The organism is Cupriavidus sp. SIMBA_020, from assembly GCF_046535395.1.
Taxonomy (GTDB): Bacteria; Pseudomonadota; Gammaproteobacteria; order Burkholderiales; family Burkholderiaceae; genus Cupriavidus; species Cupriavidus campinensis.
Genome location: NZ_JAWRWU010000004.1, coordinates 426748 through 445973, shown reverse-complemented (window position 1 = coordinate 445973; position 19226 = coordinate 426748). Strand labels below are relative to the sequence as shown.

10 protein-coding genes are annotated in these 19226 nt (G+C 68.7%); 7 read left to right on the top strand and 3 right to left on the bottom strand.

The annotated features are described in order from the left end of the window. The first annotated feature begins 61 nt into the window (after window positions 1-61). From dapC to SB751_RS11145, 7 genes are all read left to right on the top strand, one after another. Window positions 62-1267: a succinyldiaminopimelate transaminase gene (gene dapC, locus SB751_RS11175; RefSeq protein ID WP_410748049.1), complete on the top strand. Its 1206-nt coding sequence runs from the start codon at window positions 62-64 to the stop codon at window positions 1265-1267. A gap of 68 nt (window positions 1268-1335) precedes the next feature. Continuing rightward, window positions 1336-2163, top strand: coding sequence for a 2,3,4,5-tetrahydropyridine-2,6-dicarboxylate N-succinyltransferase (dapD, locus tag SB751_RS11170; RefSeq protein ID WP_092297582.1), 828 nt, complete (start codon window positions 1336-1338; stop codon window positions 2161-2163). Window positions 2164-2256: 93 nt separating this feature from the next. Beyond that, window positions 2257-2616, top strand: a complete 360-nt coding sequence (locus SB751_RS11165) for a hypothetical protein (protein WP_244844656.1) — start codon at window positions 2257-2259, stop codon at window positions 2614-2616. A gap of 5 nt (window positions 2617-2621) precedes the next feature. After that, window positions 2622-2969, top strand: a complete 348-nt coding sequence (locus SB751_RS11160) for an arsenate reductase (RefSeq protein WP_211943080.1) — start codon at window positions 2622-2624, stop codon at window positions 2967-2969. Window positions 2970-2991: 22 nt separating this feature from the next. After that, the gene (gene dapE, locus SB751_RS11155; RefSeq protein WP_410748048.1) at window positions 2992-4143 is read left to right on the top strand and encodes a succinyl-diaminopimelate desuccinylase; all 1152 of its coding nucleotides are present in this window, start codon (window positions 2992-2994) and stop codon (window positions 4141-4143) included. Window positions 4144-4203: 60 nt separating this feature from the next. Further along, complete coding sequence (gene prmB / locus SB751_RS11150) at window positions 4204-5094, top strand: 50S ribosomal protein L3 N(5)-glutamine methyltransferase (RefSeq protein ID WP_144195032.1); 891 nt, start codon at window positions 4204-4206, stop codon at window positions 5092-5094. A 282-nt stretch (window positions 5095-5376) separates the two neighbouring features. Next, a complete protein-coding gene (locus SB751_RS11145) occupies window positions 5377-6828 on the top strand; it encodes a Fic family protein (RefSeq protein WP_244844658.1) in 1452 nt (483 codons plus the stop codon). Window positions 6829-6898: 70 nt separating this feature from the next. On the opposite strand, the gene SB751_RS11140 is transcribed toward SB751_RS11145, so the two are convergent. From SB751_RS11140 to SB751_RS11130, 3 genes are all read right to left on the bottom strand, one after another. Then, window positions 6899-7393, bottom strand: a complete 495-nt coding sequence (locus SB751_RS11140) for an RcnB family protein (RefSeq protein ID WP_244844659.1) — start codon at window positions 7391-7393, stop codon at window positions 6899-6901. A 279-nt stretch (window positions 7394-7672) separates the two neighbouring features. Beyond that, window positions 7673-8428 carry a sulfite exporter TauE/SafE family protein gene (locus tag SB751_RS11135; RefSeq protein ID WP_144195030.1) on the bottom strand — a complete coding sequence of 252 codons (756 nt, stop codon included), beginning with the start codon at window positions 8426-8428 and terminating at the stop codon, window positions 7673-7675. A gap of 87 nt (window positions 8429-8515) precedes the next feature. Next, window positions 8516-19171: an LWXIA domain-containing protein gene (locus SB751_RS11130; protein ID WP_410748047.1), complete on the bottom strand. Its 10656-nt coding sequence runs from the start codon at window positions 19169-19171 to the stop codon at window positions 8516-8518. Between the last annotated feature and the right edge of the window lie 55 nt (window positions 19172-19226).

Genomic DNA, 19226 nt, shown 5'->3' with positions numbered 1-19226 from the left:
CGGGGCGGCGGCGGCATTCCTTTATAATGCCGGGTTTCAACCGCCCCGCCTGCCTGCCACCGTGAATCCGCGCCTCGACCTGCTCCAGACCTATCCTTTCGAGAAACTGCGCGTGCTGGTGGCGGACGTCAAACCCGCCGACAAGCCGGCCATCAGCTTCGGCATTGGCGAGCCCAAGCATCCGACTCCCGAATTCATCAAGCAGGCGATGACCGCGTCGCTGGCCGGACTGGCCAGCTACCCGAGCACCGCCGGCACCGACGCGCTGCGCCAGGGCATCGCCGGCTGGCTGGAGCGCCGCTACGGCCTGCCGAAGGTTGACGCCGCCACTGAAGTCCTGCCCGTGACGGGCTCGCGCGAGGCGCTGTTCGCCTTCGCCCAGACCGTGGTGGACGCCAGCCGCCCCAACCCGCTGGTGCTGTGCCCGAACCCGTTCTACCAGATCTACGAAGGCGCCACGCTGCTGGCCGGCGCCCGGCCGGTATTCGCCAACAGCGACCCGGCGCGCAACTTCGCGCCCGCGTTCGACCAGATCGGCGCCGAGACCTGGCAGGACGTGCAGTTGCTGTACGTCTGCTCGCCCGGCAATCCCACCGGCGCCGTGATGTCGCTGGCGGACTGGAAGCAGCTGTTCGAGTTGTCCGATCGCCACGGCTTCGTGATCGCCTCGGATGAGTGCTATTCCGAGATCTATTTCGACGAAGCCAACCCGCCGCTGGGCGCGCTGGAAGCCGCCCATAAGCTGGGCCGCGGCTTCGAGCGGCTGGTGATGTTTTCGAGCCTCTCCAAGCGCTCCAACGTGCCGGGCCTGCGCTCGGGCTTCGTGGCCGGCGACCCGGCAATTCTCAAGAAATTCCTGCTATACCGTACCTACCACGGCGCGGCCATGAACCCTGCCGTGCAGGCGGCCAGCGTGGCCGCGTGGAACGACGAGGCCCATGTGCGCGAGAACCGCGCGGCCTATGTGAAGAAATTCAGCGCCGTCACGCCGATGCTGGCGGAAGTGCTCGATGTATCACTTCCCGATGCCGCGTTCTATCTCTGGGCCGATGTCTCGCGCACCGGTCTGTCCGATACGGACTTCGCCGTGCGCCTGCTAGCCGAACAGAACGTGGCCGTGCTGCCCGGCAGCTACCTGGCGCGTGACGCCCATGGCGTGAACCCGGGCAGGAACCGCGTGCGGATGGCCCTGGTGGCCACGCCGGACGAGTGCGTGGAAGGCGCGCGCCGGATCGTCGAATTCTGCAAGTCGCTGGGCGGGCGCTGACCCCTTCCCGGCGGACCAAGGTTATTACCTGAACAATCACCTGAACCATCACCACTAAAGAAACGACCATGACGCAAGCACTGCAAGCCCTGATCGACCAGGCGTGGGAAGACCGCGCCAGCCTGTCGCCCAAGTCCGCCCCGAACGACATCCGCGAGGCGGTGGCCAACGTGATCTCCCAGCTGGACGCCGGCGCCCTGCGCGTGGCCGAAAAGCAAGGCAAGGAATGGGTCGTCAACCAGTGGATCAAGAAGGCCGTGCTGCTCTCGTTCCGCCTGGAAGACAACGCGCCGATGGCCGCTGGCGGTTTTGCGCAGTTCTACGACAAGGTGCCGACCAAGTTCGCCAACTGGACCGGCGACGACTTCGCCCGCGCCGGCTTCCGCGTGGTGCCGCCCGCCGTGGCCCGCCGTGGTTCGTTCATCGCCAAGAACGCCGTGCTGATGCCGTCGTACGTGAACATCGGCGCCTATGTGGATGAAGGCACGATGGTCGATACCTGGGCCACCGTGGGTTCGTGCGCGCAGATCGGCAAGAACGTCCACCTGTCGGGCGGCGTGGGCATCGGTGGCGTGCTGGAGCCGCTGCAGGCCAACCCGGTGATCATCGAGGACAACTGCTTCATCGGCGCGCGCTCGGAAGTGGTGGAAGGCGTGATCGTGGAAGAGAACTCGGTGATCTCGATGGGCGTGTACCTGGGCCAGTCGACCAAGATCTATGACCGCGAAACCGGCGAGATCCACTATGGCCGCGTGCCGGCCGGTTCGGTGGTGGTGGCCGGCAACCTGCCGTCCAAGGATGGCAAGTACAGCCTGTACTGCGCCGTGATCGTGAAGAAGGTGGACGCGCAAACCCGCGCCAAGACCAGCCTGAACGATCTGCTGCGCGGCGACTGATCCACGCAAGCCGCCGCAACGCCGCCGGCCATCCTCGTCGAGGGTGGCCGGCGGCGAACCGATTCGCCCATGCCTTCCCTCCGCAAGCGACTCATGGCCCTAGACCCCGCCACTGTCAGCACCGTGCTCTCCCTGCTCCCTACCATCCTCGACCAGGCCAACAAGACCATCGAGAAGATCAAGAAGGGCCGCCGCAAGGACGAGCCGGACATCGGCGGCACGATGGAGCCGCGCGACCCCGCTGCCCGCATCGCCGAGCTGGAGATGGCCGCCATGCAGCAGGCCGAGGCCGTGAAGCTGCTGGCCGAGCAGCACGCCATCACCATCGAGGCGCTGCGCAAGGAAGCCGCCCGGCTGGACCGCCGCCTGCGGCTGATGACCGCCGTGGCCATGACCGGCGTGGCGCTGGGCCTGGGCGGGCTGGTCATCGCCCTCAACCTGCTGTTCCGATAATCACCATGACTGTCCTGCTCTACGGCATTCCGAACTGCGACACCGTCAAGAAGGCACGCACCTGGCTCGACACGAACGGCGTGCCGTATACGTTCCACGACTTCAAGAAGCAAGGCGTGGACGAAAAGCTGCTGCGCGCCTGGCTCAAGCACGTGCCGCTGGCTACGCTGCTGAACAAGAAGGGCACCACCTACCGCGCGCTGTCCGACGCGGACAAGGCCAGTGCCGAGTCCGATACCGGCGCCATCGCGCTGATGCAAACCAGCCCGTCCCTGATCAAGCGGCCCGTGCTGGACCGCAACGGCCAGGTCAGCGTGGGGTTTTCCGCCGACGGCTACGCCGCACTTTTCTGAATTTTCCTGCCGCCACCGCAACATGAACCCCACCCTCGCCCTGACCGAAGACCTGATCCGCCGCCGCTCCGTCACGCCCGCTGACGAAGGCTGCCAGGCCGTGCTGGAATCCCGCCTGAAGGCCCTCGGCTTCGTATGCGAAAACCTCGTCAGCGGCCCGGACGACTTCCGCGTGACCAACCTGTGGGCGGTGAAGCGCGGCACGGCGGGCACGGCAGGCAAGCTGCTGGCCTTCGCCGGCCATACCGACGTGGTGCCTACCGGCCCGGTGGACCAGTGGCAGTCGGACCCGTTCCAGCCCACCCACCGCGACGGCAAGCTCTACGGCCGGGGCGCGGCGGACATGAAGACCTCCATCGCCGGCTTCGTGGTCGCCGTGGAGGAATTCGTGGCCAAGCATCCGGCCCACGCCGGCTCCATCGCCTTCCTGATCACCAGCGACGAGGAAGGCCCCGCGCATGACGGCACGGTGAAGGTGGTGGAGGCCCTCAAGGCGCGCGGCGAGCGGCTGGACTACTGCGTGATTGGCGAGCCGACCTCGGTGGACACCCTCGGCGACATGGTCAAGAACGGCCGGCGCGGCTCGCTGTCCGGCAAGCTCACGGTCAAGGGCGTGCAGGGGCATATCGCCTATCCGCACCTGGCCCGTAACCCGATCCACCTGGCCGCGCCGGCGCTGGCCGCGCTGGTGGGCGAGACCTGGGACCAGGGCAACGAGTACTTCCCGCCCACCACCTGGCAGATGTCGAACATCCACGGCGGCACCGGCGCGACCAACGTGATTCCGGGCCACGTGACCATCGACTTCAATTTCCGCTTCTCCACGGCGAGCACGCCGGACGGCCTGAAGGCCCGCGTGCATGCCATCCTCGACCAGCACGGGCTTGAGTACACGCTCGACTGGACACTGGGCGGCGAACCGTTCCTGACCCCGCGCGGCGACCTGTCCGACGCGCTGAGCGCCGCCATCGCGGCCGAGATGGGCGTCAAGACCGAGCTGTCGACGACTGGCGGCACGTCCGACGGGCGCTTTATCGCCAAGATCTGCCCGCAGGTGATCGAGTTCGGCCCGCCCAACGCGAGCATCCACAAGATCGACGAACATGTGGAAGTGCGCTTCATCGAGCCGTTGAAGAATGTCTACCGCGGCGTGCTGGAACGGCTGATCGCCTGACCGGCCGCGACGACGGGGGCCCTGGCGGCCCCTTTTCTTATCCTTATTGTGGTGTCTCCCATGGCCTCCTCCCCCCTGCAAACCGTCCGCGACCTGCTGCGCCTGGCGGTCTCGCGCTTCACCGCCACCAAGCTGTCCTTCGGCCACGGCAGCGCCAATGCCTACGATGAAGCGGCCTACCTGGTGCTGCATACGCTGAACCTGCCGCTCGACACGCTCGACCCGTTCCTGGACGCCCGCCTGCTGCCCGAGGAAGTGCAAGCCGTGCTCGACGTGATCGAGCGCCGCGTGACCGAGCGCGTGCCGGCCGCCTACATCACGCACGAGGCGTTCATGCATGGCCTGCGCTTCTACGTGGACTCCCGCGTGATCGTGCCGCGCAGCTTTATCGGCGAATTGCTCCAGGAAGGCCTGGAGCCGTGGCTGGGCGAGACCGACGGCATCACCACCGCGCTGGAACTCTGCACCGGCTCGGGCTGCCTGCCGATCATCGCCGCGCATGTCTGGCCAAACGTCCGGATCGACGCCGTGGATATCTCCCCCGACGCCCTGGCCGTGGCGCGCCGCAACGTGGCCGACTACAAGATGGGCGAGCGCATCGCGCTATATGAAGGCGATCTGTACGCGCCGCTGCCGTCCGGCGCCACCTACGATGTCATCCTGACCAATCCGCCGTACGTCAACGAGCAGTCGATGCGCGACCTGCCGCCGGAGTACCTGGCCGAACCGCGCATCGCGCTGGCCGGGGGCGACGATGGCATGGACGTCGTGCGCCGGATCATCGCCGGCGCGAAGCAGCGGCTCAATCCGGGCGGCGTGCTGGTGGTGGAGATCGGCAACGAGCAGGCGAACGTCGAGGCGGCCTTCCCCGACCTGGACATCATCTGGCTCCCGGTCAGCGCCGGCGACGAGCAGGTGTTTTTGGTGACTTACGACGCACTTCCTGGCTGAAATCCCTCGCCGCCCTAAAATTTTGTGTGGAAAATGCGGCCGAAATATAAATTCGGTTCGTTCAGCGCGAATTTGGTGGGCGGCCGGGCCGCGAAACGACCGCTTATCTACGTTTTTCGCGCCCTCCCTAAAAAAAAGTAGACAACCTGACCTCCAAATATAAAATTTGTGCGTTTAGCGCGAATTTTGTTGGGTCTCATCGATCACATTTGAGGGGATGGCGTGCATCATATGCGGCAGGTTGGCTATGCGTGGGTCCGGAATCAGCTCAAAGCGCCCTCGGTGCCCGTCATCCGGGAGGCACGCTCGGGCGCCACGACGCGCATCCTCGAAATGCCGGATGCCATCCTGTTCCCGCGCAAGGTGGCGCCGCCCGACGACGCTCCGCTCCTGGCCCATACGCTGTTCGCCATCAAGCACGAGGGCGTGGACCTCGCCATCCTGTCCCAGGCGCTGCCCCAGGTGCCGCAGGCGGAAATGCAGGCCGAGCTGGACCTGCACCCCACCAGCCGCTTCGCGCGCATCGCGGCCATGCTGTGGGAGCACTTCACCGGCAACACGCTCACGCCCACCCTCTCCGACAAGGTGCCCTACGTCAATCTGTTCGACCCGGCGCGCTACTACACCGCCGCGCCGGGCAAGCTCCATCCGCGCTGGCGTGTGCGCTTCAACGGGCTGGGCGAGCTGGACTACTGCGTCACCGTGCGCCGCACCGAGACGATCCAGTCGATCCTTGACATGGACGTCTTCGCGCGCATGGACGCCTTTATCGCCTCGGTCGGCCCGGACATCCTGGACCGCGCGCTGCACTGGGCCTACCTGAGCGAGACCGACAGTTCGTTCGAAATCGAGCGGGAGAGCGCCACGCAGGACAAGTCCGAACGCTTCGTCCAGCTGCTGCGCCACGCGCATGAAAGGCGCCCGTTGAGCGAGGAATACCTGACCGAGCTCCAGAACGACGTCATCTCCAACCCGTTCGACCAGGCGATGCAGTACCGCACCGAACAGAACTGGCTGCGCCGGGGCGGCAACGGGCCGGCGTCCGTCACCTACGTGCCGCCGGTGCCGGACGACGTGCCCGGCCTGATGCACGCCCTGGAAGACTTCGCCAACCAGCCGCCGGCCAACGTGGACCCGCTGATCGTGGCGAGCGTGGTGTCGTTCTGGTTCGTCTTCATCCACCCGTTCATGGACGGCAACGGACGGCTATCGCGCTTCCTGATCCACCACGCGCTGTGCCGCTCGGGCAAGATGGCCAAGGGCTTCCTGCTGCCGGTCTCGGTGGCCATCAAGCGGCATGAGGCCGACTACCTCGCCGCGCTGGAGAGCTTCTCCAAGCCGGTGCGCGCGCTCTGGCGGGTGCGGGTGCTGGGCGATCAACAGTTCGATTGCGAGACCAGCGCCGGGGCCACGCCCTATCGCTACTGGGATGCCACGGCGTGCGTGGAATTCGGCGTGCGCATGGTCCGGGAAGCCCTGGAGCACGACCTGGAGGCCGAAACGCGCTTCCTGATCGGCTACGACGAAGTGGCCAGGCGCGTGGATGCGCAGTTCGACATCCGCAATGCGGACCTCGCCACGCTGGTTTCGAGCTGCTTCCGCGAGAAGGGGCGCGTGTCCAACCGCTGGCGCAAGCAACTGGCCCTGCGCGTGCAGCCGGCCGCGTTCGACGCCATCGAGGCCGCCGTCAAGGACGTGTTCTTTTCGGACGAGTCCGATCCTGTCGCGCCATAAAAAACGGGCACGCCGACGTGCCCGTTGCCCTGCTGTTTACTAATTAGCTGTTTATTAGTTAGCAGGCCACTCAGCCTCCCGGCCCCACCGAGTAGATCGTCCCGTTGGACGACACCTGGTAGTAATCGGCACCCACGCCGACCCAGTGATGGCCCTTGCGCGGTGCGGGCAGGTTGTAGTCCTTGTACTTGTCGATCACGTACTGGCGGTCTCGGAATTCCGTCGGCAGCCGGTCACCCTTGTTCCACTTCTGCGGCGCGTAGGGCGACTGCGCGCCCATCGGCTGCGAGCCGGTACGGCCGGGGCTGCTGCTCATCGAATCCGAGGACATGCCCTGGCTCTTCGATGCCGGCGCGGTGCCGCGTGGCTGCTTGCCCTGCTGGGCAGGTGGCATCGGCGTGGCTGAAGGTGGCATCGCACCGGCCTGGCCCGGTGCGGGCATGGGCGTCGGGCCGGATGGCTGGGTCTGGCCGGGCATCTGGCCCTGGCCCTGCTGCGCCATCGCGAATGGTGCGGCCAGCATGCCTGCCGCCACCAGGGAGGGTATTAACAACTTCGTTTTCATCGTGATCTCCTCACAGATGGAACGTCAGGCCGCCCGGGCGCGGGCAGCCCCCAGACCAGCTTAGTAGCAATTGCGGGGCCCGCATCGTCAAATACCCGGCCGGCCGCCGGAGTCTGCCGATTTTCCCCAATGATTTCAATGGCTTGCCAAATGAAGGAGACACGCCCGGGGAGATGCATTTTCCGCAGGGCAACCGGTAAAAACGGCGCATGCGTGTAGCAACTGCCACCCCGCCGCCGGGGCCGCGCGGAAATGCTGCGGCGCGCCAGCGCCGGCCAGTCAGCGGGTGAGGAGGTGGGGCACCGACGACGCCAGCATGGCCACGCCCGAGCCCGTGAGAAGCGTCAGCACGATGCGGCGGAACATGATGTCGCTGATCCCCACATAGACCCGCGTACCGAGCAGCGTGGGAATCAGCATGGCGGGCGCGACGATGGCGAACATCGGCAGCATGTCCCGGGTGACGATGCCGGTACCGATGTAGACGGCCATCGTCACCATCAAGGCGCCGAGGTTGAAGTTCTGGATCACCACGCGCTGGGTGTCCTTGTCGAAGCCGCGCAGCGTGCACCAGAGCGTGGGCGCGATGCCCGTGAACCCGCCGATACCACCCAGAATGCCGCCGATCCCGCCGACCACCGCGTCAGCCAGCCGTCCGCCGTGGCGGATGGGCGGCAGCCTGGACGAAAACAGCATGATCGGGCACCAGATCACCAGGATGATGCCAAGGCAGAGCTTGAACAGATGGATGTCGAGCTTGGGCAGGATCGACACCCCGATCGGGATGCCGACGGCCCCGCCGATCAGGAACGGCAGCACGGTCGCCAGATGGAACTTGCGGCGCACCGTGAACGCGGCCAGCAGCTGCCCGGTGAGCGCGCCGAACACCGACATGGCCGACGCCATGCGCGGATCCACGCCCCACGCCCAGAACGACATGGCGACCATGCCGAACGCGAACCCGGACAGGCCCTGGACGAAACCGGCAACGGCGGCGCCGAGGGCAATGAGGATGACGACCGGATCGACGGACATGAGGGGGCGGAGGGGGCGTAAAGGGGCGAAGGGAAGCGGCATTGTAACGTCGTCGCCACCCGCCACATCCCTCGCCTCCTCCTCACCCTAACGGGTCACGTCGAACTCCCAGCCCGGCTCGATATGCCCGGGGTTCTCCGCCAGCTTGTACTTCGGATTGAGATTGATCAATTCGCGGAGCGCGAAGTCGGCCACCTGGGTGTCCGGCGGCAGGGCCTGCTCGCGCGCCTCGGCCTTCTGTTCGTCGGAGAGCAGCGTGTCCAGGTGCGCGCGGGAGATGCCCCAGAGCGTCGAGACGGCCTCGTTGCCGCGCCGGTACGGCTGCACGCGCACGGTCTCCGGCGCCGTGGGCCGGGTCCTCGGCGGCATCTCCGGCTGGGTCTTGCCCGGCGGCGTCTCGACGGGTGGCTGCGTGCCCGAGGGCGACGGCGACGGCGAGGCGTCCGGGGTGGAGCCAGGCGTCACGGTCGGCGTCACGGTCGGCGTCCCACCCGGCGCCAGCGTCCGGTCCTTGTCGTCATCCTTGCTCAGCTCCACGGCAATCTTGGCGACGAAGTTGACGATGACGCCCGCCCCCAGCAGCACCAGCCCGCGCGGCATGGCCCGGCCGAAGACATTCCACTTCCCCTCCGCCCAGCCCTGGGCCGGCAGCAGCCCGGTCTTGGGGTCCTGCGCCAGCGCCAGCCGGTTCTTCTCGCCCACCACCGCGTTCCGGTCCACGCGCGACTGCAGGTGCGCGCCCACGCCGAACACGGTAATGCCGGCCGCCTCGATCATGCCCACCACGCCCGGCGTGTTCATGGCATCGGCCACGGCCAGCGGAATCGTGCCGAGCGCGTACCCGTTCATCACGAACTTGCGCATCTGGGCAGACAGCAGCACCGTGGGTTTGCCGCCGAGGTGATGCCCCAGCCGCGTGCCGATGTTCAGCGTGCTCAGCACCGTGTTCGATGCCAGGAACGCCGCGTTACTGTAGGTCAGCGGGTTGTCGGCCGGCAGATGGTGCTGCATGAACCAGATCGCCGTGTTGCTGTTGTTGACCGCCAGCGTGCCGATCTGCGCCGTGTCGTTGAGCCGGCCCGGCACGGTATCGGGGTTCAGCAGCTTGGTGCCGACGGTCTTGATGGTCGCCTGCGCGTCCTGGATCTGCGTGGCGCGGTCCGGAGCGTCTTTCTTCGCCCCGTGGGTGTGGGCCTCCAGAGTGTCCACGGCGGTCTTGAACGTGTCCTGGTCCTTGGCGTGGATGCCCCACGCATCGGCGGAACGGCCGTGCAGCCGGCTGCGCAGATAGGTGATATTGGCCGGCGTGGGGTCCGCCGCCCGCGCGTTGATCCGCAGGGTGTGCAGGGTCCGGCCCGCTGCCACGCTGCCCCGGTAGATAAAGCAGGTCGCGCTGCTGAGCACCGGGTTCACGTGCGCCGCGGACGTCGCCACGCCAGCCAGCGTGCCGAGCGCGAAGGTGCCCACCGTGGACACCGTCATCGTCTTGGCCATCTTCCATGGGCGCGGGCCATTCTCGCCGGCCTTCGGGGCGCCATCATGGCTGATGGTGCGCCGCTGGGCCGCACCGCCCTGCCCGGCGGCCTCGTTGGCACGCGCCACGTCACGCATGCGGGCGACGATGTCGGCATGGGCGCTGCCCTGCGTGGCGTCGACCTTCAGCTCCACGTTCGTGAGGTCAGCGACCTTGACGGTGCCGTCCGTGTGGATGCTGAACTCGACGTCGCCGAGGTAGACATGGCGGTCCGCCATGGTGTCCAGGATATGGTCGAGGTCGCGCAGGGACTTGCCGTTGAGCAGCCCGGTGCGCGGATCGGGCACCCCGTGCATGGCCTTGTCGCCAAACAGGTCGCGGGAGCTGGCCGCGTAGCGCTCGTAGACCACGGCGGGCCGGCCGGAGACCGTCATCTCGTCGGGGCCGAAGGTCTTCAGCGTGTTGAAGCCAAGCCCGGCGGCCGTGCGCAGCGCCTCGCGCTCGCCCTGCACCATGAAGCCGGTCATCTCGTCATTGGCGATACCCACGGCCTTGTCGCGGCCCAGCGCGAACACGGTCTTGGCGCCGCCACCCCCGAGCCGCGGCCCCAGATAGGTGGCCAGGTCCACGCGCTCCCGCCCGCCGCCCGGATGGCGCAGGTAAACCACCCCGCGCGCATTCACATCGAAACGATGGTTCGCGTACGGGTCCGGCTGGGGCTGCACGCGCCGCCAGTTGCCGCCGGGCTGCGCCAGGTCGATGGCAGGCTTGCCGTTGGCATCCGCGCCGCGTTGCAGCGCGAACTCGGGCGCCAGCACCTCCGCCTGCATCACGTTCGCCACCTGCTCCGTGAAGACGCGGCCCTGCGGCAGGTGGGCGCCGTCGAGCGCGAGCACGATCGGCTGCCCGGACTGCCACTCGTCGGCCATGCGGAGCGCGAATTCGTGCGCGCCGATGGGCTGGCCGTCCTCGCCACGCAGGCCGCCCTGGGGATGGATCGCTCCGACCACCACGGTATGGTCGCCGGGTGCGTTCACGCGGTGCGGCTTGTCGCCAACCGCCACCTCGCTCCAGCGTGCCGGCGTCTGCCGCCAGCCTGCCGGCGTGGCCGCGTCGGGCACCGGCGCCGCCGCAGCAGCCGCCGCCGTCTTCCCGCCGTGGGTGACCCCCACGATGGGCAGCCCCGGCCGGGCGCCGAAGAAGCGGCCGCCGTTCACTACGTGGAGGTCCGCGCCGGACTGCGCCATCGTGGTCCGGTCCGCCGCCACGCCCAGCCGGGCGCCGTGCGCAAGGTCGCTGCCCGGCGCGAAGAACGCATCGATATTGAGCGCGCCATCCGGGCCATAGACGTTGGCACCCAGCCCATTGGCCACCTCCTGCGCCAGCGAGACCACGCCGTCCTGCCCGTAGCAGTCGTAGAGCAGCACGGGCATGCCTTCCTGGTAGTCGGGATGCGCGCGGATGCGGTCGATGAGGGTGGCGGCATCCGCCACCCGCGACGGCCCCGAGCCGCTCGCGTTCATCTCCACGCCGCCGAACACGCCTTCGGCCCGCACCGTAAAGTAGCCCGGCACGCGCGGCACGGAAATGCCCACCGCCGCGCCATCGAAGGTGACCTGCCCCGCCTCCTGCGCCAGATCCAGATGGGCCGGCCCGCGCGGGAACTGTGCCAGCTGGCCCAGATGGTCCACGCGCCGCCCGCCCTCGCGGCGCACCAGCGGCGCGCCGGCGCGGAAGTCCTCGGGCAAGGCGATGCGGATCTCGCCCCCGTAACGCTGGTTCAGCGCCAGGTTGCCGGCGCGCGTGGTACGACCGCTCAGCATCACCGGAATCGTGCCGATCAGGTTGCCGTCGTCGATCCGGCCCTGGAAGCCGCGTTGCGACACCACGGCCACCTGCACCGGCTGGCCAGCCTGCACGGCCTCGTCGGCGCTGGCCAGCGCCTGCTGGAGCGAATCATGCGAGGACTCCGGCAGGCCGCTGCGCACGGTCACGTCGCCGCCAGCCGCCGGCAGCACCACGTAGTGCACCCCGGCCAGCCGCCCGCCCGAGGCGTGCACGCCGTCGATCGTCGCCGCCATGGCGCCTGCGTCGACAGTCTCGTCGCGCAAGGACCAGCTGCCGTCGCGCACCGGCGCGGCGTCCGTACGGCGCGTGGCCACGGCGCGCGGCCGCGGGCCGCCTTGCCCGGCTTGCCAGCCTTGTCCGCCTTGTCCTTGAGGATGCCCCCCGGCCGGCATACGCCCGCCATGGTGGATCACCGCATTGGCCGCCTCCGCCACCGGCCTGCGCACCGCGCCCGGGCCGCCGAACCAGGAAAACGGCGCCGCGCCGGGGCCGGCAGGCAGTTCGCCCGTGGCCGCGTGGCGGTAGAGCTGGACGATGGCGGCATGCACGTCGGTCGAGAAGCCGTCCACCGTCGGCACGCGCTCGCGCGAGACGCCATCCACGGCGCCGGCATCCGCGGCCGCCTGCAGCACGCGCCGCAGTTCATCCGGCGTCTGGAACCGCTCGATCATGTTGCCGCGCTTGAGCAGCAACGCCGACAGCGCATACGCGCCCCAGTTGGACACGCTGGCCGTCACCACATGGTCCGCCGTGATCTCGGCCGCGATCTGCTTGCCGTTCCAGCCCTTCGGGATCAGGCCCTTGAGCCCGCCCATGCCCACCTCGTTGCCGCCATCGCCAATGCCCAGCGTCTCCACGCCCTCGCGCGCGTTGGCCTGGATCAGGATCTCGTCGATGGCCGGGTTGAAATCGTCGATTTCGAGCCCGCGCATGTTGTTCTTGGTGCCATCCGCGCTGCGTGACGGCAGTTCGATCGCCATCACGCGGTCCGGCCCCACGGCTTCCAGCAGCGCCCGGGCCGGCGCCTTGGCCTCGCCCACGGGCACGTCGAAGACCTTGATGTTGTCGGTCGGCTCGCCCATCTCGCGCAGGATGGCTTCGAGGATCGGCTTGTTGGCCGAATCCACCACGTACGTCACCTGCTTGCCGCGCAGGCGCAGCGCCCGGCCCAGTTCGGCCGTGCCCGGCGGCCCATCGGTCTCGGGCATGCCCTTGGCGACCGAGAAGCCGGTCAGCAGCATGATGTTCTCGCCACTTTCCAGCGCGGCAGCCGCGCGCTGGGCGCCGTCCGGCATATAGAACTCGCGCAGACCCCGCCCGATATAGCTGAAGCTGACCCGGTCCACCGGGGCCAGGTGGCGGCCGGCGTCCACCAGCGCGCGCACCCCGGACACATCGGCAGCCTCCCCGAACGGCGACTTGAACACGCGGATGTCGTTGCGGCCGCCCATCGCGTGCGCCAGCCGGGACACCGCCGAGGGCTGCCCGGAGGTGACCACCATGGTCGGCAGCGTCTTGCTGTCGGGCACCTGCATCGGGTCCAGCGGGGTGTCGAGCAGGTCCGTGGCGTGCAGCAGGCCCTTGTCGATCAGCACGTCCACGGCCTTGCGCGCCTGGAACTGCATCGGGTCGATCAGCTTCACGTGAGGCATGCCGATAGCGTCCAGTTGCTGGCGCACCAGCGGCTCCAGCGCCGGATAGTGCGTGCAGCAGAACCAGACCGAGGTGGTATCGGCCGGAATGCGGTCCAGGTTGATGTAGTCGGCAATCCACTGCTTGAGCTGGGCCAGCTGCGCGCCATCGTCCAGGTGCATCAGGTTGTTGACCGCGCCGGCCCACTCCGTGGCGGGGATTTCCTCCACGGTGCGCCGGCCGCCGCTGGCCTCGCGCACGCCGTTCAGGTAGGCGTGACCGCCCACCGTGCCGGGCGTGGCCACCACCACGGGCCGCGCGCCGCCCATCTCCACGATCTGCGGCACGGTCTGCTGGATCAGGTTCACCATCTCGAAGCCGTGCATGCGCGCCAGCACCGTGGCCAGCGCCAGGCAGGCGGTGTTGCAGGCGGCCAGGTTGACGTCGCCCATCAGCTTCTGCACGGCCTGCAGGCCGGCGTGGACCTTCTCGGCCAGGTCTTCGGGCGTGCGGCCGCCGTAGGTACCCGCCGCGTGGTCGGTCACCGCCTCCACCTGCACCGCCTTGCCGGTCAGCGCGTAGATGTGCCGGGCGAGGTTCTGGGCGGCCAGCAGGCCGCCGTTGCTCGAATCGAACGCGGTGACGACGATGACATCGTCCTCCACGCGGATGCCGGCGGCCTCCGCATCGACATCCTTCGGCAGGAAGCGGCGCTGGATGCCGTCGAACAGCTTCACGAAGTCGAGCCCCTCCGGCAGGCTCTCCGCCGCCTTGCCGAGCAGCTCGTAGACGCCCAGCTGCACCGACTTGTCCATGCCGCGCACGCTGGTGGCGCCCACCTCGTGGGTCACGCCGTCACGCGCGCTGAAGCTGGCCATGGTCTCCAGCATGTCGCCAATCTGCTGGATGTCCGGCATCTTGCCTTCGCCGTGGTAGCGCTGGAGCGCGAAACCGATGGCCTGCGCGGCCAGGTTCGAGTTCATGCCGGTGACCACGTAATCCGCGCTCACGTCGGACCAGAGTTCGGCGTGGACGTCCTCGGGCGGCATCGCCCGCGTGATGCGCTCGCGCAGCGGGCGCATGCCGGCCTCGTTGCCGTGGTCGCCCACGGCCACCGTGAGCACGCCCTTCATGTCCCGGGCATCCACCAGCAGCTGGTCCACACGGGGCCCGCCGGCCACGGCCTCCCCGGTCTGGAGGCGGTACTCGTTGTTCAGGTTGCGGCCAGCCACTTCCACGGCGATGACGGCCTCTGGCCGGTGCATCGCCAGCAGCGCCTTGGATTGCAGCGTGGCAGCCAGATGGTCCTTGGCGCGGAAGGTTTCCACGCGCGCGTTGGGCTGGTCGAGGTCATTGCGCAGCATCTTCCGCAGCGCGCGGCTATGCGCTCGATCCGCCACATAAACGACTTCCTTGCCGAGCGAGGTCAGATACGCCCCGAGCGAGGCCGCGCCGATCACGCCGTTGGTTTCGGCATGGCCGTGCGCGGTCAGCGGAGCGGTGACGATCATCACGCGGTCGAGGTCCGCCAGCGCGCGGGCGGCCAGCTCGGCGCCGTACGGCACGCCGATCTGCTCCATGCGGCCGTCGATCCAGAGCACGTTGTCGAGCAGGGAGATCGCGTTCTGGCGCAGCGCGTGCGCCGGGGCATCGGCCTCGTCCGCAGTACGCGCCGCCGCCGCCTCGGGCGGGCCATGGCGGATGGTGCGCCGCTGGGCGGGCGCGGCGCCTTCCGCATCGCCCCGGCCCCGCCGCAGGGCCGGGCCATGGAAGATGCGCCGGCGCTCGGACGCGGCGCTCTCGGATCGCCGCTCGGCGGCATCGGCGCTCTCGCGCCGCCGGCTGCTCGCCTCGGACAGATAGCGCTCCTGGGCCCGCGCCAGCGCGCGGTCCATCATATTGGTGATCACGCGGTCCTGCACCAGCGTGCCGCGCGCGCGGAAAGCCTGCCAGCGCGAGGCCACCTGCTGGGCGTCCGGCGACGTGGCCGGCGCGCGCGTGGTGGCGCCGTCAGGGGTGCTGGTCGATCGCCCGGCGGCCGGCGCGGTCGGCTCTCCCGGCGCACGCGCGCGGTTCGACGTCGAGGGCCGTCCGGCCTCGCCATCGCGCCCGCCGGTGCGCTGGCCCGGCTGCGGCACATCGTCGTGCAGGCGTGGGCGCCCGCCGCCCGGGTTGGCCGCATCACGCGAGGTGCGCGGCGCGGTGGCACCGTCCGTGTCGCCGTCCCGCAGCACGCCGGCGGCCTCGCCGTTCGCGGCGCGGTTGGCTGGGCTGTTGGCGGCGTCGTCCAGCGGCGTGCGGGCGCGCGTGCGCTGGTAGGTATCGCGCACGGACTCGCCCACGCGCTTCTGGATCGCCGCCGGCATCATCTGCGTGGCGCCCATCAGCAGCATGGCGCTGTTCTGCACCACCTCGCTGACGCTCATGTCCTTGCCGTGCTGGGCGAATGCCATGGCCTGCTGTGCCGTCTGCACGCCGCCGATGCCGAACGCGGTGCCGTTGAGCACGCGGCTGGTGGTGCCGAAGCGCGACGCCGATTGCATCAGCGTTTGGCCGGCCATCTCCCGCACCGTGCCGCCGCCCGCCGCCACGCGCATGCCGGCATTGGCCGCCAGCGAGCCGAACTTGGCAAAGCCCATGCCGCCGATGCCGGCCACCGAGCCGCCCACGTTCAGCCACTGGGACATTGCCTCCTGGCTCTTGAACGGGTTGATCGAGCGGCCATGATCGGCGATGTTGTCCAGCTCGTGCCACGAGGTGCCGATGCCATAGCCCATGCTGCCGATCATGCCGCCCCAGGCCACCGCCACCAGCGGCGTCAGCGTGCCGCCCGACGCCACCATGACCACCCCGCCCGCCACGGCGCCGACCGCCGCCACGCCGAGGTTGACCCAGCCCATGACCTTCTCCGTGCCGGTCACGATATGGGCGTCCATCGCCTCGTAGCTGACGTGGCCATCGCGGCCGAGATCGAGGTTGCGGTCGGCGATGTAGACGGTGCCCTTGTCGGCCAGGAGGTTGTTCTCCTGGAAATCGCGCTTCGGGTCGGCGCCGTCCTTGCCGTAGACGGAACCGCTGTCATCCACCCACAGGGTGTTGCCCTCGCGGCCCTTGAACTCGAACACCGCGCTCTGGTACGCCGCGCTGCCCGGCTGCGTCACGAAGATCGGGATGGCGGAGGCCGTCGCGTCATTGCCGGCGTTGGCGCGGATCTCCGCCTTGACGTCCTTGATGGTCTGGGGCGTCGCGTTGGGCATGGCCAGCTGGATGGCCTTGTCGAGCGCGGCGTCGTCACCGACCTTGGCCTTCAGGTCCTGTTTCTGCAGGGCCATGTCGTCGAACGACTGGCGCAGGATCTCGTCCTTGTCGAGATCGAACATCTTGTTCTGCTCTTTGGCCTCGGCGCTCTCGCCGTACTTCTCGTTGCCGCGTGCCGTGGCCTTCTGGACGTAGTAGTCCGACATCGGCGGCGCGTCCTTGCTGGACTTCAGCGCCTGCTCGAAGGCCAGGGAGAGCCCGGTGTAGCCCTGCGCGGCGGCATCCTCGGCGCCACCGTAGATGCGGCCCTGGCGGGAGCCTCCAGCCTGATTGCTCATCATCAGCAGGCTGACGTCATTGTCGCGGTCGGTCAGCCACGTGGCGGTGCGCTGGGCGGCGGGGCCGGAGCCCGGCTTGGCGCCTTCGGTGGTGGCGTAGTAGTTGGCATCGGCCTTGTCCACCACGGCGGCCAGCCCGTGGTAGAAGTCGTCCCAGTCGTTGTAGCCGGCGCCGGTGCTGTCGTTGCGCGCGGTCCAGTCGTTCTTGTACTCGGCGCGGACGGTCTCCAGCAGCGTGTCCGCGTCCTCGGGAATCAGGCTCGGCGCGGTCTCCTGCAGGTACTGGCCCACCTTGTCGGCGTACATCTCCTGCTGGCCCTGGATCGGGCGGCCCTCGTCGTCGTGGGTCTTGTTCTTGAGGTTCTTGTCCATCGCCGCGTTGATCTGCGACTTGAACAGGTCGCTGTCGAAGCGGTTGTTGTGCACGGCCACGTACTGCGCGCGCTCGTCGGGTGACTGCGCGGCGTCCACGCCAGCCTTGCGGGTGGCCAGCGCGCCCTTGACGTCGCCGGCATCCAGCTGCCTGGCGATGCTGGTGGTCATGGTTTCCACGCGCTGCTCGGTCGAGGCCTGGAGCAGCACGCGCATATGGTCCAGCGCCGGGGTGGTGGCGGTGGCCTTCGCTTCCGGCGTTTTTGCCTTGGCCTTGGCCGCGTCGGTCAGCTGCTGCGCCGTGTAGAACAACAACTGGCCGCCGTATTGCTGCACGCCCTGGTTGTACTTCTGGGTGGCCGGGTCGCCGGCCGGGGCGTTGGGGTCGGGGCGAAGGCTGTCCGCATCGAGCGACTTGTAGAGGACGTAGCCGGCCGGGTTGTCCTTCATCATCGCCCGCTCGTCGGCGGGCAGGTCGCGCGTGAGGACCGAGTTGGGGTCGGTCTTCGAATAGGGATCGAGCGTCAGGCCCTCCATGCGGGCCAGCGCCAGCGTGGTCGGGTCGGTCTTGGCCAGCCCGCGCTCGAAGTCGTTGGTCGGCACGAGGTTGGCCATCTCGCCCTTGAGCTGCCCCTTGGCATTGGCGAGGTCGATGACCTTGCCGAGGTCCGGGCTGGCGCCGTAGCGCTGCTTGACATCGGCCACGGCCTGCTCGCGGAAGCGCTCGGGCACCTTGACGCCCTGCCCCTTGTCCAGCGCCGCGCGCTGCGCCTTCGCGTCGTTGACGGCGGTCGTATAGATCGACATGCCTTCCTGCCGCTCGTAGCGGTTCGGCGTCTTGTCGTTCTGGACCGTCTTCAGGCCCTCATCCGAATCATGCTGGTAGCGATTGACCGCCGAGGTGTCGATTTCCTTCTGCAGGGCGGCGGTGAAGTCATCGCTGGCCTTTTGGAGTTCCTGCTGCGCCGCGGTGTCGTTGGCGCGGGCGGTTTGCAGGTCGTCGTCGAGGCTCGCCTCGGCCCGGCGGATACCGCCGGGGATCTTGTTGTAGGCGGCGGTCTCCTGCTGGAGGGTCTTGCCGGTGGCTTCGGCCTTGTCCTGCGCCAGCACCAGCTTGAAGCGGGCCGCGCCGGTGTCGCGCGCGGCCTGGTTGGGCTCGGTCTTCAGGTAATCCTTCCTGGCGTCCTCAAGGTTGGCCTTGAGCGCCGGGTCGTCATAGCGCTTGGTGATTTCCTTGAGCTTGGCGTCGACGGCGGCCGTCTCGTCCCGCCCGGTCTGGGCCGCATGATTGGCCGCCACGCGCAGCTCGTTCTGCACGCCGCCCAGCACGGTGCCGTACTTCTCGCCCAGCGGCTTCCACCTGGCGTCGGTCATCGGGCCGCCGTTCAGCTTGTCGACGGTATCGTCGTAAGCGCCCTTGGCGTCCTTCTGCCAGCGGTCGGTGTGCGCCTTGGCATCGTCCTCTTCCTGCTTGCGCTTGGTTTCGGCCGGGTCGGGCGACGGCGCGGCGGGCTTATCCGTCTTCGGGGCACTGGCCAGCGTCAACGTGAGCGGCTCGTTGCCGGTGTAGACCGCGTTGGTCACCTGCGGGGTCTGCTGGGGCTTCTCGGTCTGCTCGGTCTTGGCCGGCTGCTTGGGCGTCTCGGGCTGCTGCGGCTGCTGGGCGCGGGCGGTGGCTTCCTGCTGGGCGCGGCGCTGGGCCTGCTCCTGGGCCTCGCGCGCGGCGCGCTCCGCAGCTTCGCGGGCGCGCTCGGCGGCCTCGGCGGCGGCACGGGCGGCGGCCGCTGCTGCGGCCCGGATCGCATCCATGAAATCCAGCATGTCGCTTGTCTCCACGTGGATGCCGGCAAGCCACGCGGGGCGCGGCGGCCGGCAG